This window comes from Parahaemophilus parainfluenzae (genome assembly GCF_001053575.1).
GTDB lineage: Bacteria > Pseudomonadota > Gammaproteobacteria > Enterobacterales > Pasteurellaceae > Haemophilus_D > Haemophilus_D parainfluenzae_S.
The window spans coordinates 1-22,282 of sequence record NZ_JVSL01000022.1 but is presented as its reverse complement, the minus strand read 5'-3'; the positions used below and the strand labels follow the sequence as shown (position 1 = coordinate 22,282).

The 22,282-nt window shown below is 41.1% G+C and carries 19 protein-coding genes and 1 pseudogene; 10 read left to right on the top strand and 10 right to left on the bottom strand.

Annotation, left to right across the window (positions count from 1 at the left end):
• Window positions 1-24: 24 nt before the first annotated feature.
• The gene (locus AC979_RS04425; protein ID WP_049373022.1) at window positions 25-891 is read right to left on the bottom strand and encodes a DMT family transporter; all 867 of its coding nucleotides are present in this window, start codon (window positions 889-891) and stop codon (window positions 25-27) included.
• Window positions 892-1,004: 113 nt separating this feature from the next.
• On the opposite strand from AC979_RS04425, the gene msrAB reads away from it, so the two are divergent.
• Both msrAB and AC979_RS04415 read left to right on the top strand, forming a co-directional pair.
• A complete protein-coding gene (msrAB, locus tag AC979_RS04420; RefSeq protein WP_049373020.1) occupies window positions 1,005-2,066 on the top strand; it encodes a bifunctional peptide-methionine (S)-S-oxide reductase MsrA/peptide-methionine (R)-S-oxide reductase MsrB in 1,062 nt (353 codons plus the stop codon).
• 9 nt (window positions 2,067-2,075) lie between these two features.
• Complete coding sequence (locus AC979_RS04415; RefSeq protein ID WP_049373018.1) at window positions 2,076-2,552, top strand: redoxin family protein; 477 nt, start codon at window positions 2,076-2,078, stop codon at window positions 2,550-2,552.
• Between the two features lie 43 nt (window positions 2,553-2,595).
• Here AC979_RS04415 and AC979_RS04410 read toward each other — a convergent pair whose 3' ends face one another.
• The 5 genes and pseudogenes from AC979_RS04410 to AC979_RS10140 all read right to left on the bottom strand — a co-directional run bounded on the left by AC979_RS04410 (window position 2,596) and on the right by AC979_RS10140 (window position 6,329).
• Complete coding sequence (locus tag AC979_RS04410; protein WP_005698926.1) at window positions 2,596-3,141, bottom strand: carboxymuconolactone decarboxylase family protein; 546 nt, start codon at window positions 3,139-3,141, stop codon at window positions 2,596-2,598.
• 121 nt (window positions 3,142-3,262) lie between these two features.
• Window positions 3,263-3,631: pseudogene (locus tag AC979_RS04405) on the bottom strand (hypothetical protein); the annotation flags it as partial.
• Window positions 3,632-3,700: 69 nt separating this feature from the next.
• The gene (manZ, locus tag AC979_RS04400; protein WP_049368117.1) at window positions 3,701-4,534 is read right to left on the bottom strand and encodes a PTS mannose transporter subunit IID; all 834 of its coding nucleotides are present in this window, start codon (window positions 4,532-4,534) and stop codon (window positions 3,701-3,703) included.
• A gap of 10 nt (window positions 4,535-4,544) precedes the next feature.
• Complete coding sequence (locus AC979_RS04395; RefSeq protein ID WP_005695178.1) at window positions 4,545-5,342, bottom strand: PTS mannose/fructose/sorbose transporter subunit IIC; 798 nt, start codon at window positions 5,340-5,342, stop codon at window positions 4,545-4,547.
• A gap of 18 nt (window positions 5,343-5,360) precedes the next feature.
• Window positions 5,361-6,329 (bottom strand): mannose/fructose/sorbose PTS transporter subunit IIB, encoded by a 969-nt coding sequence (locus tag AC979_RS10140; protein ID WP_065420563.1) that lies wholly within the window; start codon window positions 6,327-6,329, stop codon window positions 5,361-5,363.
• Window positions 6,330-6,629: 300 nt separating this feature from the next.
• Between AC979_RS10140 and AC979_RS04385 the strand changes: the two genes are divergently transcribed.
• The 6 genes from AC979_RS04385 to AC979_RS04360 all read left to right on the top strand — a co-directional run bounded on the left by AC979_RS04385 (window position 6,630) and on the right by AC979_RS04360 (window position 11,776).
• Entirely contained in the window at window positions 6,630-7,100 is a 471-nt protein-coding gene (locus tag AC979_RS04385; RefSeq protein ID WP_049373015.1) for a DMT family transporter, read from the top strand.
• Between the two features lie 53 nt (window positions 7,101-7,153).
• Window positions 7,154-7,582: a DUF6884 domain-containing protein gene (locus AC979_RS04380; protein WP_049373013.1), complete on the top strand. Its 429-nt coding sequence runs from the start codon at window positions 7,154-7,156 to the stop codon at window positions 7,580-7,582.
• Window positions 7,579-8,220 carry a hypothetical protein gene (locus tag AC979_RS04375; protein ID WP_049373011.1) on the top strand — a complete coding sequence of 214 codons (642 nt, stop codon included), beginning with the start codon at window positions 7,579-7,581 and terminating at the stop codon, window positions 8,218-8,220. Before AC979_RS04380 ends, AC979_RS04375 begins: the two co-directional genes overlap by 4 nt.
• Window positions 8,221-8,269: 49 nt before the next feature.
• Window positions 8,270-11,005: a YdbH family protein gene (locus AC979_RS04370; protein ID WP_049373009.1), complete on the top strand. Its 2,736-nt coding sequence runs from the start codon at window positions 8,270-8,272 to the stop codon at window positions 11,003-11,005.
• Window positions 11,002-11,208 carry a YnbE family lipoprotein gene (locus AC979_RS04365; RefSeq protein WP_049373007.1) on the top strand — a complete coding sequence of 69 codons (207 nt, stop codon included), beginning with the start codon at window positions 11,002-11,004 and terminating at the stop codon, window positions 11,206-11,208. The genes AC979_RS04370 and AC979_RS04365 overlap by 4 nt, the downstream gene beginning before the upstream one ends.
• A 199-nt stretch (window positions 11,209-11,407) precedes the next feature.
• Window positions 11,408-11,776 (top strand): rhodanese-like domain-containing protein, encoded by a 369-nt coding sequence (locus AC979_RS04360; RefSeq protein ID WP_049373111.1) that lies wholly within the window; start codon window positions 11,408-11,410, stop codon window positions 11,774-11,776.
• Between the two features lie 81 nt (window positions 11,777-11,857).
• Here the strand turns inward: AC979_RS04360 and AC979_RS04355 are convergent, their stop codons facing one another.
• Both AC979_RS04355 and AC979_RS04350 read right to left on the bottom strand, forming a co-directional pair.
• Window positions 11,858-12,652, bottom strand: coding sequence for a formate/nitrite transporter family protein (locus AC979_RS04355; RefSeq protein ID WP_049373005.1), 795 nt, complete (start codon window positions 12,650-12,652; stop codon window positions 11,858-11,860).
• Window positions 12,653-12,939: 287 nt separating this feature from the next.
• Window positions 12,940-13,407 (bottom strand): single-stranded DNA-binding protein, encoded by a 468-nt coding sequence (locus tag AC979_RS04350; protein WP_005698907.1) that lies wholly within the window; start codon window positions 13,405-13,407, stop codon window positions 12,940-12,942.
• 162 nt (window positions 13,408-13,569) lie between these two features.
• On the opposite strand from AC979_RS04350, the gene uvrA reads away from it, so the two are divergent.
• Window positions 13,570-16,401 carry an excinuclease ABC subunit UvrA gene (gene uvrA / locus AC979_RS04345; RefSeq protein WP_049373003.1) on the top strand — a complete coding sequence of 944 codons (2,832 nt, stop codon included), beginning with the start codon at window positions 13,570-13,572 and terminating at the stop codon, window positions 16,399-16,401.
• 55 nt (window positions 16,402-16,456) lie between these two features.
• Here the strand turns inward: uvrA and AC979_RS04340 are convergent, their stop codons facing one another.
• Together AC979_RS04340 and AC979_RS04335 are read right to left on the bottom strand one after the other, a co-directional pair.
• Window positions 16,457-17,983 carry a DHA2 family efflux MFS transporter permease subunit gene (locus AC979_RS04340; RefSeq protein WP_049373002.1) on the bottom strand — a complete coding sequence of 509 codons (1,527 nt, stop codon included), beginning with the start codon at window positions 17,981-17,983 and terminating at the stop codon, window positions 16,457-16,459.
• A gap of 8 nt (window positions 17,984-17,991) precedes the next feature.
• A complete protein-coding gene (locus AC979_RS04335) occupies window positions 17,992-19,161 on the bottom strand; it encodes an EmrA/EmrK family multidrug efflux transporter periplasmic adaptor subunit (protein ID WP_049373001.1) in 1,170 nt (389 codons plus the stop codon).
• 314 nt (window positions 19,162-19,475) lie between these two features.
• Between AC979_RS04335 and AC979_RS04330 the strand changes: the two genes are divergently transcribed.
• Window positions 19,476-22,282 (top strand): ESPR-type extended signal peptide-containing protein (locus tag AC979_RS04330; protein ID WP_049373000.1); only part of this gene is annotated, 2,807 nt, incomplete at its 3' end.

Below are 22,282 nucleotides of genomic sequence, written 5' to 3'. Positions count from 1 at the left end.
TTTTATCTATTTGGTCGGATTTCTCTATTTTGCCCGCATTCTAGCAAGCAAGTTGACAGCGATAATGATGACTAATGAACCAATCCAGAAATTCAGACTAGGTACGTTATCCCAGAAGAGCCAGTCACAGATGCTGGAGAAAATCACGCCAGTAAAAGCAAAAGGCGTAATAACATTTGCAGGCGCGTATTTAAAGGCGCGAGTCAATAACAATTGGAAAATAAGACCGAATCCGCCCACTAAAAGTAGCAGAGTAAATCCATGTAATGTTGGCATTTTCCACTGCGTGATGAAAAAGAGTGGCAATAAAATCGAGCCTAATAAGTGAAAGTAAAACACGATATTTTTAGGTGAGTTGTGTTTATTGAGCTCTTGTAAGCTGATAAATGCCATGGCTGCTAGCACTGCTGCACCTAAAGCATAGCCTACATGGATAGGGTTGATATTCATTGAGCCGTTGGTCAGCATAATGATGGATACACCAACAAATCCCATAAAACTGCAAGCCAATACTTTTAATGGTGTTCTGACTTTAAAGAAAAACAGCAATAAAGGCACAAAAAGTGCGGACGTATTCATCAATAAAATTGCAATGGAAATCGGCAAATATTTAATGGCGTAGAAGGTTAGCAACATACTGGCAATGCCGGCGAGGTTGCGCAAAACGAGAAATTTCCATTGCGACATATCGACTTTGAAATCTCCATCTTTAATTAAAAAGGGGAGGAGAAACACAAAACCAATAAAGAAACGGGAAAATAAAATTTCACTGGACGGTAATTCATCAGAGGCGTATTTTACAAATACGCCCATTAAGGCAATGCTGATGTAAGCTAACACCATACAAACAACAGCTTTTTGATAATTATTGCGGAGATGTATGTTTGGCATAAAGGTTCCTTGCACAAAGTGCGGTAAAAAAATTGCCTTATTTTGTAAGAAAATGGGCTTGTCTTCGTCTAATGAAATGCAAGCTGAAGATTTTTCTATAATAAGGAAAGAAAATGAAATATACAAAAACATTTCTCATATTGACCGCACTTTTTGGCGGTTTGCAAAGTAGTTTAACGTATGCTGATAATACAACCTCATCAAAGGAGCAAAAAATGACAATGGAAAGCAAACAAGAACAACGCATTATTTATCTTGCTGGTGGTTGTTTTTGGGGACTAGAAGCTTATATGGAGCGTATTCAAGGCGTGACTGATGCCGTTTCAGGTTATGCTAATGGAAAAGGTGATACCACCAACTATCAATTATTGCATGCGACAGATCATGCTGAAACCGTGAAAGTCACTTACGATCCAAACAAAATTTCGCTAGATAAATTACTGCAATATTATTTCCGCGTTATCGAACCAACCAGTATTAATAGGCAAGGCAATGATCGTGGCAGACAATATCGAACTGGCATTTATTATCAAAATGAACAAGATAAAGCGGTTATTGAAGCGGCATTGAAAGCCTTACAAAGTAAATATCAAGCGCCGATTCAAATTGAAGTAGAACCATTGAAAAATTATGTAGAGGCGGAAGAGTATCATCAGGATTATCTCAAGAAAAATCCGAATGGTTATTGCCATATTGACATCAAAAAAGCCGATGAGCCATTAATTGATGATAAAAAATACCCCAAACCAAGTGATGCAGAATTAAAGCAAAAATTGACCGCACTTCAATATGATGTGACGCAAGGTAAACATACTGAACGCTCTTTTAGTAACGAATATTGGGATAATTTCGCGCCGGGTATTTATGTGGATATCACCACGGGAGAACCGTTATTTTCTTCCAAAGATAAATTTGAATCGGGTTGTGGCTGGCCAAGCTTTACTAAACCGATTGCCGCTGAAGTGGCGGAGTATCAAAAAGACAATAGCTTTAATATGACTCGTATTGAGGTGTTAAGTCGCAGTGGCCATGCCCATTTAGGCCATGTATTTGATGATGGTCCACGTGATAAAGGTGGTTTACGTTATTGCATCAACAGCGCATCGATTAAGTTTATTCCATTGGATGAAATGGAAAAACAAGGTTATGGCGATTTGATTCCCTTTGTGAAATAAGAGGAAAAAATGAAAAAAATATTGACCGCACTTTTATTATTTTTGAGTCCATTGAGTTTTGCACAAGAAAAGGTGTCTTTGGCTGATGTTCCATTGAAAACATTGGATAATCAAACTGTATCTTTATCACAATATCAAGGCAAACCACTTTACATCAAAATGTGGGCATCTTGGTGTCCAATTTGTCTGGCAGGTTTAGCGGAAATTGACGATCTTAGTGCTGAAAAGAATTTGGATTTTAATGTGATTACGATTGCCTCACCTGGACAAAAAAACGAACAAAATAGCCAAAAATTTATCAATTGGTATAAAGGCTTGGACTATAAAAATATCACGGTATTATTGGATGAAAACGGTGAAATCATTAAACGAGCCAATGTATTAGGCTATCCATTTAATTTGCTGTTGGATAAGGATTTAAACCTTATCAAAGAACAACCAGGGCATCTCAATTCAGATCAAATAAAACAATTTGTGAAGGAATAAAAAAGTGCGGTCAAAAATGACCGCACTTTTAATATTGGCTTGATTATGCAAATGCCTGTAATTCAGGGTTGATTGGGGTTTCAGCAATGTTGTTCACATAGTTACATAATGTGGCGAGGCTAACCCCTAAAATCACATCAATGGCATTTTCTTGGGTATAACCCGCATCAAAGAATGCTTTAAGCTGCGCTTCCGTTAATTTTGCTTTTTGTAAAATAACGGCAAGGGTGAAACGCGCTAAAGTATCGAGTTTTTTATCACTTTCAATACGAGCAGTTGCACGAATTTGGTTTACAAGCTCTTCTTCAAGTTTTAATACTTTTAAAGCGATCTTCGTGTGGCCAGCTACACAGAAACCACATCCATTGACTACGGCAGCGGTAATTTGCACCACTTCGCGTTCTGTTGCCGTTAAGCTGTTACGACCATTAATGCCACCCACTGTGCGATAAGTTTCAAGTGCGGTAGGGGCGTTCGCAAGAACACCAATTAAATTTGGAATAAAACCATTGGCATTTTTTACGGCTTTTAAAGCTTCTTGTGCTGCTTCAGGGGCTGATTCAATAGTGTGAATTTTAAATTGAGACATAAACTACTCCTAAGGGATAAATCATAAATTTCCGCTTGATAATACCTTTCTAACTTAAGTAAGAAAAAGAAGAAAAGCTTATTTCATATAGCTAAAAGTTATGATTATTTTGGATCAGCTATGCTAAATGCGTTTTGACGACAGACAGTAATCTCTCCAACTCTTTTTTGCCTTTTTCAGAAAGGACTTTGTTGTCGTGCAATATTTGGGTAGCACGTGCTTCAATAAAGTAGAGATAATCTCTGTTTTGGGTTTCTTGAAATTGCTTCTCGGCTAACTGCATTTCGGTGAAGTCTTTATTGGTTTGGGCAATTAGCATTTTTTGACCGATTAACACAATCAGTGCGGCAATTAAAGCGATGACAGCACCATAGCCATTAGTAGGATAATAAAGAATGCCCGCCAGAACAAAAAGTGCGGTCACTAAATTGGATGAATTTTTGATATAGCCTTCAGCCGGTGGTGGTTTGATGAGATCTTTCAGGTTCATAGGATTTATATGTCATGCTAAAAATTTGCCCTCCCTCAAGCGAAAGAGGGAAGGCAATATCATAATATATTACGCTAACACACCAAAATGATAGCCTAAAATACCCACGCCGAATAAGGCGAAGATGATGTACATGGCGTTAACTTTTTTACGTAATAAATACATACATAAGAAAGTTAAACCTAACGCTGCAAGGCCTGGGAGAAGATCGTTTAACACGCTTTGTACGGTGGTCACCACTTCTTCGCCCATTTGGTTTTTATAGCGGGAAAGTTCTAATGGAATATTAATGCTTGTCCATTTCGATACCAGTGACCCCATGACAAAGAGACCAAGGATTGACGCCCCCTGCGTCAATTTTTGTAAGCGGCCGCCACCCATATCGTTAACGATGGTGGTACCTTTTTCATAGCCATATTTAAAGCCATACCAACGGGTTAAACCGCGGCAAAGGTTGATACCGATGAAGAAAAGTAATGGCCCTAAAAGGCTACCGGTAAGGGCTAAGCCCGCACCAAGTGCCGCGAGTACAGGACGTAATGTTCCCCAGAAAATTGGGTCACCCACACCGGCTAATGGGCCCATTAAACCGACTTTCACCCCGCTGATTGCTGAGTCATCAATATCGTTACCGTTCGCACGTTCTTGTTCCATTGCGGCGGTTACACCGATGATAGATGATGCCACCCAAGGCTGGGTGTTGAAGAATTCTAAGTGGCGTTTTAATGCCGCCGCTTGATCTTCTTTTTTGCTGTAAAGACGTTTAATGGCAGGGATCATCGATACACAGAAACCCATTGCTTGCATACGTTCAAAGTTGAAGGAACCTAGCAAGAAAGTTGAACGCCAGTAAGTGCTACGAATATCGCCTTTTGTTAATGATTTTTTAGTTTGTTCAGTCATAATTTCTTCCTTATAGTCCTTCAAGTTCATCATCAGCTAATTCACGTTTTGCAACTGCTTGTGGTGCAGTAGATTGATGGAAACGTGGGTTTAATTGAATATAAATCATCGCTAAGCATGTGCCTAAAATACCGAGACCGACAAGGTTGTAATTGGTGAAAGAGGCGATTACGAAGCCTAGGAAGAAGAATGGCATTAACGCGCCTGCACGCATCATATTGATGACCATCGCATAACCGACGACTACGATAAAGCCACCAGCGATTTGTAAACCACGAGTAACCACTTCAGGAATCGCGTTCAATGCTTCGGTCACCGTATCCGTACCTGCCACTAATGCAACGAAGAAGGTTGGAATTGCCACACGTAACGCTTGTAATGCAAGACCGCTGAAGTGACAGAATTCAATACCGCGGAAGTTCGCTTTTGCGGCAAAATCATCGGCTTTGTGTTGAAGGAAGATGGTTAAAGTACGAACGAAGATGGTTAATACTTGACCTGCAGCCGCTACCGGAATCGCAATCGCTAATGCGCTCCCTTTATCTTGGCCGCCTTTGATGACGAGGATAGTCGCAATCACACTGGCTAATGCTGCATCTGGTGCCATTGCTGCACCCACGTTCATCCAGCCTAATGCCACTAATTCAAGGGTACCACCGACAATAATACCAGTTTCTAAATCACCTAATACTAAGCCGATTAGGGTACAAGCAACTAAAGGACGATGAGTTTGACGTTCGTCCAATACACTCCCCATACCGCAAATGGCGGCAACGAGCGTGACTAAAATAATTTCCATTGTTGTCATAATGAATTGTCCTCGTAATTAAAATTGAATCGCATCAAGCTCTTTGTGCGTGAGCATTGATTTCGGGCTGCTCGCCACTTGTTGTAAGCTTAATTCCACGCCTTTATCTAAAAGCTGTTTAAATGCCGCTACATCTGTTGGGTTGACGGCAACCGCTTGCGAAATAAGTTTATCGCCTTCGCGATAGGTCATACCGCCCACATTGACCTTATCAATTTTCACGCCACCCTCGATTAAACGCAGGATGTCTGTTGGATTGGTCACCAACCAAAGAATGTTTTTACCTGCATATTTCGGGTTGTGATACACCTTAATGGCTTTTTCCACTGGAATCACATAAGCTTTCAAATGTTCAGGGGCAATTTGAAGTAATAAATCACGACGAAGCGCATCATTCGCCACATCATCATTTACCGCAAAAATCGCTTCACATTTCACTGCTTTCGCCCAAGAGGTCGCCACTTGACCGTGGATTAAACGGCTATCAATACGCAATAAGGAAATGTTCATATTGCCAGAAAGTGTGGTTGGATTTGGAGAGGTTTTTGGTGCTTCAGCTGGTTTAGCAGCGGGTGTTGGAGCAGGCTTGCTTTCTTTAGGTTGACGGAAGGATTTCACGGCAGCGACCCCGACTTCTTTCGCGGTTTCTACCAATTCATCTAAGCTAGCGCCATCTTTAGCATCAAGCACTTCTAGCAACATCGGTAGATTAATGCCGGTGACGATATCGGTATTATCTCTTTCACTGGCGACTCGGCTTGCCGCGTTATAAGGGCTACCACCAAATAAATCGACCAAAAAGAGCACCGGTTCATTTTCAGGCAGCGAGGCAATAATCGCATTATATTTCTCGATTAAATGCTCACCGCCTTCACCCGGTAAGAAAGTCACGACATGGCAGTTTTCATCTTCGCCATACACCATAGCGGCGGAATTGACGATTTCTTCAGAAAACTTACCGTGCGTTGCAACGATAATGTGGGTCATGGATATTCCTCCCATTGAGTTGATAAAATCAGTCTATTTTGCTTTCAATACGCATTACGCAAACGATTGCTCCGAATGGGGTTTAGTGTATGGATTTGAAGATTACCGTCAAATAAAGAATAGTCAAATAGTGATCGAGATCAAATAAACAGGTAAGATGACTTACAACTTTTGAGGTATTTATGAATGAAATGCAAAGTGCGGTTGATTTTTGGACGATTTTTATCGAATGGAAAGCATTTCGCGACAAGACAAATAGGAAAAGGTTAAAATAGGCCAAATTTTATGTTGGGAGTTTAGATGTTTTTTGTTTATCTCATTATCGCCTTAGCGGCAGGTGTCGCACTCGCGACGCAATCAGCCATTAATACGCAGTTGGCGAAAGCCATGAGTGGTGAAGCGGTGATCGCAACCTTTATTTCTTTTGCAGTGGGAACGATTGTTCTCTTTTTTATTGCTTGGGTGAAAACCGATTTATGGGGCAATTTGTCTGCTATCCCTTCACAGCCTTGGTGGAAATTAATCGGTGGGATACTTGGTGCAATCGTCGTTTTCACAACGGTTTTACTTGCGCCTAAACTCGGTATTACCGCGATGTTATTTTTTATCATCGTCGGACAATTAATTACCGCAACCACTATCGATCATTTTGGTCTTATTGGAATGCCGATCCGAGAAGTGAACATCACAAAATTCATCGGCTTAATTATTGTCGCCTTTGGATTGGTGTTTTATTTCTTTGGGGATAAGTTAGTTGAGCTATTTAGATAAAATTAATGTTAAGAAAATAGTTTTTATATCACTTAAGTATAAATATTTATAATATGAAAAAAGTTATTTTATTATCTTGTGTATCAAAGAAAGCAAATGAAAAGGCAAAGGCAAAAGATTTGTACCTTAGTCCACTATTTAAAAAGAGCCTAGCTTATGCCTATAAACTTAAGCCTGATGCGATATACATTCTGTCGGCAAAGCATCATTTACTTGAATTAGATAGTGTAATAGAACCTTATGATGTAACGCTGAATAAAATGAAAAAAAATGATAGATTGAACTGGGGCAAAAAAGTTATTGAGCTACTGAAATGGAAAGTTGACTTAGAAAGTGATCGATTCATTATTTTAGCGGGTAATAACTATATTTTACCAATTAAAGATAGCTTAATTCATATTGAACAGCCGTTCTATAAAATGAGATTAGGTGAGAGATTAAGTTTTCTAAATAAAGAACTAGAGGAGAATAAAGAAGAATGACTTCATTAGCTTGTGAATTACATTGTCTGCTGAATAAGAAAGAACGATTTAAGTTCCCTTTTGACAAGTTTAAGCTACCTAAAAATGGTATTTATATCATCTTTGAGAAAGGTGAAAGCTTTGGAAAAATGGACAGAATAGTGAGAGTCGGAACTCATACTGGTGAAAATCAGTTACGCTCACGTCTAATGCAGCATTTTGTCAAAGAAAATAAGAATAGAAGTATTTTTAGAAAAAATATAGGTCGATGCTTTTTGAACATAGAAAATCAAGGTTATTTAGATTTATGGGAACTTGACATAACTCCAAAAGAAGGAAGAGAGGAGAAACTAAAAAGGATTGATCGTGAGTTTGAAAAAACGTTAGAAAAACGTATTAGCCAATATATTCAGACTAATCTTTCATTTTGCGTTTTTGAAGTTAATACTAAAGAAGAACGCTTATTTTGGGAAAGTAAAATCACTTCAACACTTTCTAATGCAGCTAAATTCGGTGAAATTAAACCTTCAGAAAATTGGTTAGGCAATCACTCTACAAAAGATAAAATTAGAGAAAGTGGCTTATGGCAGGTTAATGAGCTATATAAAGAGAGTTTAACTGAAGCTGAATTAGAAAAACTATTGGCTCTTGTGAAATAATTATTTAGGTCTAGATATTTCTATTTGTAACTGTGTAATTGGGGAAACTATGCGAAAGCGTTGCCTGTGGGCTTTGATTATTTTGTTGCTGTTGATCGTAGTAAGCGTTGGCTTAGTGCGCGTTTTTGCGACCCCGAAACGTGTGGAACAACTTGCAAATCATTTTTTAGCACCGCATTATCACATTGAATTAGCGGATGACTGGCAATGGAAAGCGACAGGTTTAACGCTACCTGAGCTAAAAGTGAAAACAGACCAATGTACCCTTGTAAACCTCGATAATACGCAACTCACTTGGTGGAATAAACGTAGTCTTGATGTTGAAAAGGCGAGTTTGAATTATGATTGTTTAACTCATTTACCAAGCGATAACGCTGAAAAAACACCACCAAATTTGACCGCACTTTGGGCAGCATTACCTATTTCTGATGTCAAAGTTAAACACTTTCAATTAACAAATACCGAAGCACTGAAACAAGCCGCGTTGCAGCCTTTCTTATCGGCTGATTGGGCGTTAAATGCAAACTATAACGGTAACCAATTAGCACTCGAAGCCCAAGCGAATAATGACGGGCTTGAGCTGCATCATCAATCCACGGTCACGCCGCGAGATGGGATCTTCCAATGGACGGGCAATACCGATATCAAACAATCAGGCGATAAAACCTATGATCTTCAGTTCACTGCAAATTTTGAGCCCGATCTTTCTCAACTCCCTCAACAAGGAAATGTTTTATTCAATTGGAATAACCCAGAACTTGCTGTAACCAAAGGCGAGGCAAAAGTGTCATGGCAAGGTGCGGATGGTCAGTTAAATGTTCAAGATTTAACAGCAAATTCACCGTTGTTGGATGTGCCTTTTGTGTTTACCAAAGACGGTTTGGATATTTCATGGGGGAAATTTTATTGGACCTTCGACAGCTATCAACCGATTAAAGGTTTCCTTGGGTTATCTATTCACCGTGCGGCAGAAGGCTTATTGCCATTAAGCATTGATATGAACGTGATCTTGCAAACCTTTGGCGAAATGGGCAAAGGGGAGATCGTGATTTCAGGTAAAAATGGCGAAATCGGTGGTGGCGATGATAATAATGAATTGGATTTTGAGCTGAAAACTCGCGGGGATTTACGTTATAACTCGACTGTAGCTCTCACCAATTTAACTTATCATCTAGGCGGAATTTTTACGCATCCCGTGGTGTACTTTTATCCGGGCTCTGTCTTTAAAATGGATACTGTGCAACCAGATACCAAATTGCATGTTCGTTTACCGTTAGATGACATTATTATCGGTCGTTATGGCTTAGAAGGGCGTTTGCAAGCAACGTTGAATGGCACAACCCCGCAGTTTGAAAATCTCAATTTAAAATTAGACGGAAACGCCCACGAGTTTATTGCCGGTATTAAAACCGTGTTTGACTTCCGAGATGAAGAACATAAGTTACAGTCGGTGGAAAAACAAGCGACAAACCGTTGGGATTGGATTATCAATGGAAGTGCAAACTGGAAATCCTTAAATACGCCAGTCAAAATGGAAGGGAAAGGCTTTTGGGAAGCCGATCATATTGAATTAAATCAACTTTCTGCCCATTCCAAAGAAGTCAAAATGAAAGAGGTAAAAATGGCACCACTTTCATTGGAACTTAAAGATCGACTCCGCTGGGATTATGAAGAAGAACATATTCGAGGCTTGTTACAAGCGAAAACTGATTGGATTGAGCTGGCTTATGTCGGTCGTTTTGTTTCGCCTGTTTTTGGTTTAGGCATTGATGGTAAGAGTATCAGTAACTTCAATTTTGCAGGTGATTTGAAGGCTGGTTCTCTTGGGCCCTTAGATGTTTGGGGTATATATCAGAATAGTGTACTTTCAGGCGAAATTAGCTGGAAAGAACAATCCGCAAAAGTATTCCAATCACTCTTCCCACAAAAATGGAATTGGTTAATCCATGAAGGGAGCATCAAAGGACAGAGCAAATTCGTGATTAATACCAATGGCGTGAAAATGGGCGGAGAGCTGAACCTAAAAAACGGTAAAATCACCATGCCAGATGGTGAAGTGTATGGCTTGAATATTCGCTTCCCAATGAATTATGAAAACGAGGCATTACAAGTGGCTTCAGGCAAACCCATTCATATTTCGACTAAAAATATTCGCTATGGAGCACTTTCTGTTGCAAATGGGGAATTGGATTTATTCGGGCGCTATCCGAATACCATGACAAATCCACTTATCTTAAAAAATGTGAAACTTTCCTTATTTGATGGTGAATTGACAGTACCTCAGCTCACTTTCCCACAAAGTAAAATGGCGACACTTTCTTTTACCAATATCGATTTAGCCCAAGTGTTAGCTTTGGCACAATATAATCAAGTAACCTTAACCGGCCGCGCGAATGCGACCCTGCCATTTTGGCTCGGACATAAGGAATGTTTGATTTGTAATGGCACATTGGAACAAGTGGGGAATGTGTCCATTAAATTAACGGATGAAATGGTGAAAGGGCTGAAAAAAGGCGGTTGGACAGAGAATATTTTGGTGGATTTATTAAAAGAAATGGAACTGCAAAATTCCCATGCGGCGGTGACGCTCGATCCGAAAGGACAAATGACGTTGCGTGCAAGTATTAGCGGGTTTAATCCAACCAAGCGAACCCATAATCCGATAACGTTAAATTATACGCACCAAGAAAATATGTTTGAATTGTGGAATATGATTGACTACGGCTCGCAATTTGAACAAAATCTGCAATATAAACTTTATAAGCAATTAGACAAAGACAAATGATAAAACACCTTAAATTTCAACCGCACTTTTTTATTTTTGCGGCAATATTTACACTCACAGCTTGCACACCGACCATTCAATTGGACACACCAAAGGAAGGTATCACTATTAATATGAACGTGGTGGTAGATCACAATATTAAAGTGGAAATGGATGAAAAATCTCAGAAAGCCGTGGGTGAAGTAGAGTCTGCGAAGAAATAATTGAATAAATTAAAAAGGCCATCTGAATGTTAGATTTCAGATGGCCTTTTTATTTTTAAGTGAGGTTAAATTTTACTTAATTTTTACTTTATTTACAGTTTATTATCTTTATATTTAGGCGTATGATGGCAATTAGTTTTACATACCCCCTAAATTTATTTAGGTAAATATATTATTTCTATTTAATGGAGATTGAATGATGAAAAAATTACTAGTAGCAGCAATTTCAGCGGTTGCCATTACTACCTCTTTTGTTGCTTATGCAGATGTTACGCCACAAGCAAAACAAAGTATGGCACAACCAGAAAAAGCAAAGGGCGTTTGGATTGATGTGCGTTCTGCTGAGGAGTTTAATGCTGGTCATTTACAAGGTGCGGTGAATATTCCACATGATAAAATCATTGAAGGTGTTAAAGCGATTGGCTCAGATAAAGATGCACCGATCAACCTTTACTGCCGTAGCGGTCGCCGTGCCGAAGCCGCACTCACTGAGCTGAAAAATGCAGGCTATACCAATGTTACTAACCATGGTGGTTATGAAGATTTGGTTAAAAAAGGTTTGAAATAACAGCACATTATTTAAAGTAAAAATCCCCTAGATAAGCATTTAGGGGATTTTTATTATAAAGTGCGGGCAGATTTTCGTTTGCTAAATACAATAATCTTCTTTTAATAAGTGACGATAGGCATAAAGATAAGATGCGCCGACAAATGCTGCACCACCCGTGACATTGCCTAAAAAGACAGGAATCATATTGAAGAAGAATTGGCTCCAAGTCACATTAGCACCGGCAAAAATCCCGGCAGGAATAATAAACATATTAGCGACAAAGTGTTGTAATCCGATAAGCACAAAAATCATCACTGGGAACCATATGGCTAGGATACGACCGGAGGTTTGTTTGGCGCCGAAATAGAACCAGATACCCATGCAGACCATCCAGTTACAGGCAATAGCTGAAACAAAGGCACGACCAAAATCCATTTGCACTTTAGCCTCGGCAATCGCGATGGTTTTAGCGACAGCAGCACCTTCTGATAAACCGACATAATGCCCTAAGAAATAGGCCATAAACAGCGCACCGAGCAGGTTGCCCAAACTCACGACAATCCAGTTACGAAATAATTTTTTAAGGCTTACTCTTTTGGTTAAACGGCCTAATGCCATCATCATCATATTTCCCGTGGCTAATTCACCACCACCGATTAGAATACAAATCAAACAAATAGGAAACACGGCTGCACCAAGTAATGTTGATAGTCCACTCCACTCTGGAGGAATACCGCTCACGACTTTTAAATAGGCCATATAACCAAAACTCACATAGCCGCCACCTAAAAAGCTTAAAATAGCCAGTGTTTTTAGGTGTCCTTCCGACTTAGCATAACTTTTATCAATAACATCTTGTAAGATTTCGTGGGGATAAAGATCGCGATGCTGCATAGTTGTACCTCTAGTGAAAATAAAACGGTAAAAATGTAGCAAACCACATAGCAAAACCGAAAGAACTGTTAACTATATATGCTGATTTTTAGTTATAACGAAATTGAATAATAATCCGAACCTCAAATTAGGTGCCTAGGTTCTTTTTTAGGGGAAAAGAGCGGTTAAATTTTCGTGAATTTTTGTAAAAGTTTATAAAAATCTGACCGCTTGCATGTATAGAAAAAGCGTTGCTCTAGTGACATAGAACAACGCTTTTGTTTTTTATTTTTTAAATTATATGTAACTTAGAATGGAATGTTATCATCAAATGCGTCCATTGGTGGCTCAGCTTGTGGTGCTGGCGCAGATTGAGCTGGACGAGATTGATAGCTTGGTTGTGGTGCTGATTGTGCCGGTGCATAACCGCCCATCTCTTGATTGCGACCACCTAACATTTGTAAGTTATCACCTTGAATTTCAGTGGTGTAACGATCTTGGCCATTGTTATCTTGCCATTTGCGGGTTTTTAAACGACCTTCAACATAAACTTGTGAACCTTTGCGTAAGTATTGCCCCGCAATTTCCGCTAAACGACGATATAACACGATACGGTGCCATTCTGTCACTTCGCGACGTTCGCCTGTGTTTTTATCTGTCCAGCTTTCACTTGTTGCCACACTGATATTTGCTACCGCTTCGCCATTTGGCATCGTGCGGATTTCAGGGTCATTACCTAAATTACCTACGATGATTACTTTATTAATACCTGCCATAGAATCCTCTATATTTTAGAAATAAGGTGAAAAATTTTGGCTATTTTGCCTTAAAAGAAACAAAAGATCCATAAAAATTAACTGGATATTTGCACAGATATTGAAATATGCGATAATGGTCGCAATTTTTGAATTTATTTTCTTAAGGCAATCGCTTTTTTTATGGATACTATCGACATTCGTGGGGCTAGAACCCACAACCTCAAAAACATCAATTTAACCATTCCGCGCGATAAATTAATTGTGATTACAGGCTTGTCCGGTTCGGGCAAATCTTCTTTAGCATTTGATACGCTTTATGCGGAAGGGCAGCGTCGTTATGTGGAATCGCTCTCTGCTTACGCGCGTCAGTTCCTTTCTTTGATGGAAAAACCTGATGTGGATTCGATTGAGGGCTTGTCACCAGCGATTTCTATTGAGCAAAAATCCACTTCTCATAACCCGCGTTCAACCGTGGGCACGATCACCGAAATTTATGATTACCTGCGTTTGCTGTTTGCTCGCGTAGGGGAGCCGCGTTGTCCTGATCATGATGTGCCATTAACGGCACAAACCATCAGTCAAATGGTGGATAAAGTTTTAAGTCTGCCAGAAGAAAGCAAAATGATGTTGCTAGCGCCTGTGGTGAAAAACCGTAAAGGTGAGCATGTTAAGTTGTTAGATAGTTTAGCGGCACAAGGTTATATTCGTGCAAGAATTGATGGTGAAATCTGTGATTTATCTGATCCGCCTGAACTTGCGTTACAGAAAAAGCATACCATTGAAGTGGTGGTGGACCGTTTTAAAGTGCGGTCAGATTTAGCCACACGTTTAGCAGAATCTTTTGAGACAGCTTTGGAGCTTTCAGGGGGTACGGCTGTGGTGGCTGATATGGATGATCCTAAAGCTGAAGAGTTGGTTTTCTCAGCGAATTTTGCTTGTCCGCATTGTGGTTATTCTGTACCCGAATTAGAGCCTCGCTTATTTTCATTTAATAACCCAGCAGGGGCGTGTCCAACTTGTGATGGCTTAGGTGTTCAGCAGTTCTTCGATGAAAGCCGTGTGGTGCAAAATGAAAGCATTTCCCTCGCAAGCGGTGCGGTGAAAGGTTGGGATCGTCGTAATTTCTATTACTATCAAATGCTTACCTCGTTGGCGAAACATTATAAATTTGATATTGAAACTCCATACGAAGATTTGCCACAAAAAATTAAAGATATTGTGATGCACGGTTCAGGCAAGGAAGAAATTGAATTCCAATACATGAACGACCGTGGCGATGTGGTGATCCGCAAACATCCTTTTGAAGGGATTTTGAATAATATGGCGCGTCGTTACAAAGAAACGGAATCCATGTCTGTACGCGAAGAATTGGCGAAAAATATCAGCAACCGCCCTTGTGCTGATTGTGGTGGTTCACGTCTTCGTCCAGAAGCTCGTAACGTGTATATCGGTAATATTAACTTGCCACAAATTTCAGAGAAAAGCATTGGTGAAAGTCTTGAGTTTTTCCAAGGACTCACCTTAGCAGGTCAAAAAGCGCAAATTGCAGAAAAAATCCTGAAAGAGATCAGAGAGCGGTTAGAATTTTTAGTGAATGTGGGTTTGAATTATCTTTCCCTTTCTCGTTCAGCAGAAACCCTTTCAGGTGGTGAAGCGCAACGTATTCGTCTTGCGAGTCAGATTGGTGCGGGCTTAGTGGGCGTCATGTATGTGTTGGATGAACCTTCTATCGGTTTGCATCAACGCGATAATGAACGTCTGTTAAATACGCTGATTCATTTGCGTAATTTGGGCAACACCGTGATTGTGGTGGAACATGATGAAGATGCCATTCGAGAAGCCGATCATATTATTGATATTGGTCCTGGGGCGGGTGTGCATGGTGGCCAAGTGATTGCTCAGGGGACAGCCAAAGAGATTATGGAGAACCCAAATTCGATTACGGGTAAGTTCTTATCGGGCGAAGAAAAAATCGAAATTCCAAAAAAACGAACCGCACTTGATAAAAGCAAACTTCTAAAATTAAAAGGGGCGACAGGGAATAATCTGAAAGGTGTAAATTTAGAAATTCCAGTGGGCTTATTTACTTGTATTACGGGGGTATCAGGTTCAGGCAAATCAACGCTAATTAATGATACGTTATTCCCATTGGCTCAAAACGCCTTAAATCGAGCGGAAAAAACGGATTTTGCGCCTTATAAATCCATTGAAGGCTTGGAATATTTTGACAAAGTGATCGATATTAACCAAAGTCCGATCGGCCGTACACCGCGTTCTAACCCTGCGACTTACACGGGCTTATTTACCCCAATTCGTGAATTATTTGCGGGCGTGCCAGAAGCGCGTGCGCGTGGTTATAATCCAGGACGCTTTAGCTTTAACGTACGCGGTGGTCGTTGTGAAGCATGCCAAGGTGATGGAGTGCTGAAAGTTGAGATGCATTTCTTGCCGGATGTGTATGTACCTTGTGATCAATGTAAGGGTAAACGCTATAACCGTGAAACCTTGGAGATCCGATACAAAGGTAAAACTATTCACCAAGTATTAGATATGACGGTAGAAGAGGCGCGTGAGTTTTTTGATGCGATCCCAATGATTGCGCGTAAATTGCAAACCCTAATGGATGTAGGCTTATCTTACATTCGTTTAGGTCAGTCTTCTACCACGCTTTCAGGTGGTGAGGCACAACGCGTTAAGTTAGCGACAGAGCTTTCAAAACGTGATACCGGTAAAACCCTTTATATTTTGGATGAACCGACAACCGGCTTGCATTTTGCTGATATTAAACAACTTCTCGAAGTGTTACACCGCTTGCGCGATCAAGGCAATACTATCGTGGTGATAGAACACAACTTAGATGTGATCAAAACCGCAGACTGGATTGTGGATCTTGGTCCTGAAGGGGGCAGTGGCGGTGGTCAAATTATCGCAACTGGCACACCGGAAGACGTCGCTAAAGTCAAAGGTTCACATACCGCGAGATTCCTGAAAGACATCTTAGCAAAAGGCTAGAAAAAACAACCGCACTTTTGAGCATCATCAAAGTGCGGTTATTTTTTTGAGATTTTTAATGGCGATTTCCAAAAGGTGGTTTGGCGAACCAGACGATAACAAATAATGCTAAGAAAATTATCGCAGATAACCAGAAGATCTCATTAGCGCCAATAATAAAGCCTTGAGCGGTGATTTGTTTCGCGAGATATGATGCCGTTTGTTGTTCGTTTAAACCAAAACTTGCCATCGTCTGGAAGAACTGTTGGGAAATTGGATTATATGGAGTAATCGCTTCCGTGAGTTGAGTATGATGCACAGCTTCACGGTTATACCACATAAATGTTGTGAGGGATGTTCCTACCGAACCAGCAAGGGTTCGAAGGAAATTAAATAAACTCGATGCCGAAGCCATTTTTTCGGGTGGTAAACCTGAGAGCGTAATGGTTGTCAGCGGCATAAAGAAGCAAGCAACCGCTAAACCTTGCACAAATTGTGGCAAGGCAACATCGGCAAAGGTCATCCCAGGCTCAAAGGTCACAGCTCGCCAATAAAAGGTCAGGGCATAAACCATAAAGCTGATTGTGACTAAAATTCGCATATCAATTTTATGCCCTAATTTACCGATGATTGGCGAAAGTAAAATCGGGAATAATCCCACTGGGGCGGCTGCGAGCCCAGCCCAAGTCGCGGTGTAGCCATAAACTTGTTGGAGTAGAAGTGGGATAAGTACAACAGACCCCAAATACACTAAAAAAGCGAGACTAGTTGAAAGGCAGCCTACGCTAAAGTTGCGTGATTTGAAAAGTGAAATATCTACAACGGGATTGTCATCCGTCAGTTCCCAAATAGTGAGTGCGATCAAACACACAACCGCAATCACGGTGAGAACAATAATCTCCGTTGAATTAAACCAATCTTGCTCTCTTCCTTGGTCCAGCATTAATTGCAAGCAGCCTACGCCAAGAACTAATAAAACAAGCCCAACGGTATCAATAGGTTGGTGAGATATTTGGCTTTCTCTATCGCCTAGAATTTTCCAACTCATTAAGACGACGGCCAATCCAATGGGAACATTGATGAAAAAGATCCAACCCCAATGAATGTTATCGCTGATCCAGCCGCCTAAAATGGGCCCAAAAATAGGAGCGACTACCACGGTCATTGACCAAAAAGCCAGCGCCATGCCTCGTTTTTTAGGCGGATAGTTATTGAGTAATAAACTTTGCGAAAGAGGAATGATTGGACCGGCTACTGCACCTTGGATGACACGGCAAATAATCAACATTTCCAAACTATGTGAAATGCCACAAAGCCAAGAGGCAAGGACGAAAAGTAAGGTTGAGATTAAAAATAACCGCACTTCGCCGAAACGTTTCGCTAGCCAGCCGGTGATAGGAATTGAGATTGCATTGGCCACACCGAACGAGGTGATGACCCATGTGCCTTGGCTGGATGAAGCCCCTAAATCACCTGCAATAGTCGGAATAGCAACGTTAGCGATGGTGGAATCCAACACCTGCATAAAAGTCGCAAGCGAGAGCGCTAACGTGAGAATAACCAGTGCACCGCCTTGTACCGGCGAAAAATGAGATTGCGACATCGTGAAACCTAATAGCTATTGTCGCGAATAATGGATTCGATCAAATTATTGACCGCACTTTCATCATATTGCAGCACATTGGTGGAATAAAGTGTTGTAGCTGGCGCTTGGTTACGCAAGGTTTCACCTTGGCTATCACTAACATTCACTTTCACGGTGGCAGAAAGACCAATACGTAATGGATTTTCAGCCAGCTGTTGTGGATCCAATTGAATTCGTACAGGCACACGTTGCACCACTTTGATCCAGTTACCGGTCGCATTTTGGGTTGGCAATAATGAGAATGCACTGCCCGTACCCATTTCGATTCCTACCACTTTTCCATCAAAAGTTTTATCTTTTCCGTAGAGATCGAAGTGAATTTTAACGGGCTGACCAATTCGCATATGGGTTAATTGTGTTTCTTTAAAGTTGGCATCTAACCACATTTGATCAGTAGTGACTACTGCCATTAATGCGCCACCAACAGAAACCGCTTGTCCTACTTGTGCATTGCGACGAGCCACATAGCCTTTAATTGGGCTGCGGATTTTTGTCCGTTCTAAATTCAACCAAGCTTGTTTCAAATTACTGACCGCACTTTGAATTTGGGGCTGTTCACTTAAAGGACCATCTAGCAATAAGGCTTGATTTGCCTCAAGTTGGTTTTGTGAGGTTATTAAGTTTGCTTTGGCGAGTTCAACCGCTTCTTTGGCGTGTTGGAACGATTCTTTATCGATTGCGCCATCTTTGACTAATTGAACGCGACGATTCAAGTTTCCTTGTGCTTGAGCAAGGGTGATTTCATTCGCACGAACGGCTGATTTTAATTGTTTTATGGTGTAATTCAGTTGAGAAATTTGGCGAACGGCATTGGCTAAATTACTTTTAGCTTGCTCAAAACTTAATTTGGCATTGGTATCATCCAGCTCTAATAACACGTCACCGGCTTGTACGGGATCCATATTATCGACATTAATTTTCGCAATATTTCCCGCCACCTGTGCTGAGACCATCACCTGATTGCCGCTCACATAGGCATCTTCGGTTTCTTCAAAGCCTTTAATAAAGAAAAACCAATAAGTCGCAGAACCGATTGCAATCAGAAGAAGTAAAAGAATAAAAATGGAAAGCCCTTTTTTACGTTGTTGAGATTTATTATTTGAGGACGTTTGTGTATCTGTTTGTTGATCGGACATAATGCGAGCCTTATGAGAAAATGCTGAAGTAAAAAGGCTTCAGCCTATAAAATATGAATGTTTGTTCATTATGAACGTGAATTAAAATTATTTCAAGGATGACCGCACTTTAGTGACAGAAAGTGCGGTTATTTTTTAGGTTGATTTATTTACATATCTTTACAAAAATTAGACTTGAAAACTCTAGATTTTTTGAAAGTTGTAATGGATAATAAACTGTTGTTTTATTACCTGTTTATTTTTGGTCAGGTTATTTATTCAACTATATAAAATAGAATAGAATAGAAGGATTTAACAGAGGAGCTTTATCTTTTATGAACAAGATTTTTAAAGTAATTTGGAATCGTACTACACAATCGTTGGTGGTTACTTCTGAGTTAGCGAAAGGGGTCGCTAAAGCATCATGTGACACGGACGGGGAGAGCAAGTCCTCATTAGGCAAAATTTTTAAATTATCGGCATTATCTTTGCTGCTTTTAGATGTAACAGGTATTGCATATGCTACAATTCCTGAAGGCACAGTGACTCGAACTGCTGGTCAAGCGATAGCAATTGGTGGTGGAAGTTGGACAGATGGCCCCGGTGCTGTTGTTTTGGGGGCATCATCCATAGCTACAGGTGGAGTAAAAGGCATTGCAATTGGTCATACTGTTAGGGCTAATGGGCAAGATGCTCTTGCGGTTGGTACAAACTCTGCGGCATCAACTCAGGGTTCTGCTTTTGGTCGTTTAGCAAATGCAACGACTGATGGTACAGCGCTAGGTAATCAAGCAACCGCAAGCGGCACAAAATCACTTGCAGCGGGTAACCAAGCAACTGCAAGTGGTGAAAGTTCAGTTGCAGTGGGTGATTCAACTAATGCTTCTGGTGGCGCAGCAGTTGCAATGGGCAAATTAGCTAATGCCTCTGGTAATGAGGCATTAGCGATGGGGTTTTCAACTAAAGCCTCTGGTGATGAGGCATTAGCTATGGGTAAAGGAGCTAATGCTTCTGCTAACGCAGCATTTGCTATGGGGGTATTTGCTTGTGCGACAAATACAAGTTCGCTCGCTTTGGGGACGAACGCTAAAGCTCAAGGTATGGGCACAGTTGCTCTCGGTGCGGACGCTGTAACGAGCGCAGATACAGGCGCAATGGCTCTTGGCGGAAATGCTTCGGGGATTTATTCTGTAGCGGTAGTGAGTGGCTCTCAAACTAAAGGTGGCTATGCGATTGCGATGGGCTATAACGCGATTAGTAAAGATAGCGGTATTGCCCAAGGTTTAAATGCGAATGCGGCTAACAATGCAATTTCCTTAGGTCGAGACTCTAAAGCACTTGCGAAGAGTGGTGTTGCATTGGGTGGAAGTGCTACGGCAACAAATGCGCAAGATGTTGCTTTAGGGGCAGGATCTGTCACAGAAAATAGACATGCATTACCTTCTGTAACCGCAGGTGGTGTCGAAGTTGGTAATAATGGTGCTGGAAAAGGGTATGGTGTTGTCGCCGTAGGTAATAGCGGTAACCAACGTCAAATTCATTATGTTTCTGCAGGTGCAATTAGCGCAACTTCAACGGATGCGATTAATGGTTCACAGCTTTACAACGTGATTACAGTCGTAAATTCAACAGCAAGTACGGCAACACTAGCAAAAGCTGTTGCAGATGATGCTAAAACTAAAGCAGATGATGCTAAAGCTAAAGCAGAAAGAGCAGACGGTGCAGCAGCTGATGCGAAAGGTACGGCAAATTATGCTCGAAATCTCGCAACAACGGCAAACACTACCGCAAACAATGCTTTGGAGTTAGCTAATCAAGCAGCTAATATTTATTTCCATGTAAATGATGGAATAGAGGATATAGATCGACCTGTGTCAGATGAAAGTTTAAGAACTAATGGCGGCTCAGTTCGTTCGTCTGCTGGTGCACAAGGTATGTTTTCTATTACAGCAGGTATGCGAGCCACAACTACCGCAACAGCATATAATGCAATTGCTATGGGTAACGGTGCTTCGGCAGCATCTGAAGATGCTGTGGTAGTTGGTTCTAATAGTGCAGCTCGAACAGGTACGGTAAATGCAACCGTGTTAGGTGCTAATTCTGTGGCAGAAGCAAATTCAGTGAATGCGACTGTAGTGGGACAATTCTCTGCAGCGGGTAATAATACTCAAAACACTATTGCTGTAGGTGTTGCAAATAACGTAAAAGATGGCGTTAAAAATAACACGATTATTGGACATGGTAATACTATTGCATCAAACGGTACAACCGTATTGGGTAATAACTTAAATATCGCTGCAGGTTTAGATGAAGCAGTGGTTTTAGGTAATCATTCAACTACGACAGGTTCTCATCCTATTGCAAATGTAACTGAAGCAACTGTGGGTAATTTAACCTATAGTGGCTTCAAAGGAACCGTTGCAGGCGCAGGTAGCTTTGTAAGCGTAGGTGCGGTAGATGATGAGCGTAAATTGATCAATGTTGCAGCAGGAAATATTTCCGCGACTTCAACAGAAGCGATCAATGGTTCACAACTTTATGCAGTAACTTCACAGCTAGATCAAACAAATGAAACAGCCAAGACAGCCGCTTCAAGTGCAAGTAATGCAGTTTCTTTAGCCTCTACAGCAGCTTCAGCGGCAACATCAGCGGCGGAAGTGGTTACCAGCAACTTAAGTAAAATTGAAAGTGCAGCTTCAGCAGCGGTAAGTGCCGCTTCATCAGCAAATAGCTCAGCGACAGCTGCAAGTACTTCAGCATCTGCGGCAGATTCTTCAGCGAAAGCCGCAAGCTCATCAGCGTCAGCGGCAGATAGCTCAGCGACTGCAGCAAGCTCTTCAGCTTCAGCGGCAGATTCTTCTGCGAAAGCCGCAAGCTCTTCAGCTTCAGCAGCAGATAGCTCAGCAACTGCAGCAAGCTCTTCAGCTTCAGCGGCAGATTCTTCAGCGAAAGCCGCAAGCTCTTCAGCTTCAGCAGCAGATTCTTCAGCGACTGCAGCAAGCTCATCAGCGTCAGCGGCAGATTCTTCTGCAACAGCAGCAAGCTCTTCAGCTTCAGCAGCAGATAGCTCTGCAACCGCAGCAAGCTCATCAGCATCTGCGGCAGATTCTTCAGCGAAAGCCGCAAGCTCTTCAGCGTCAGC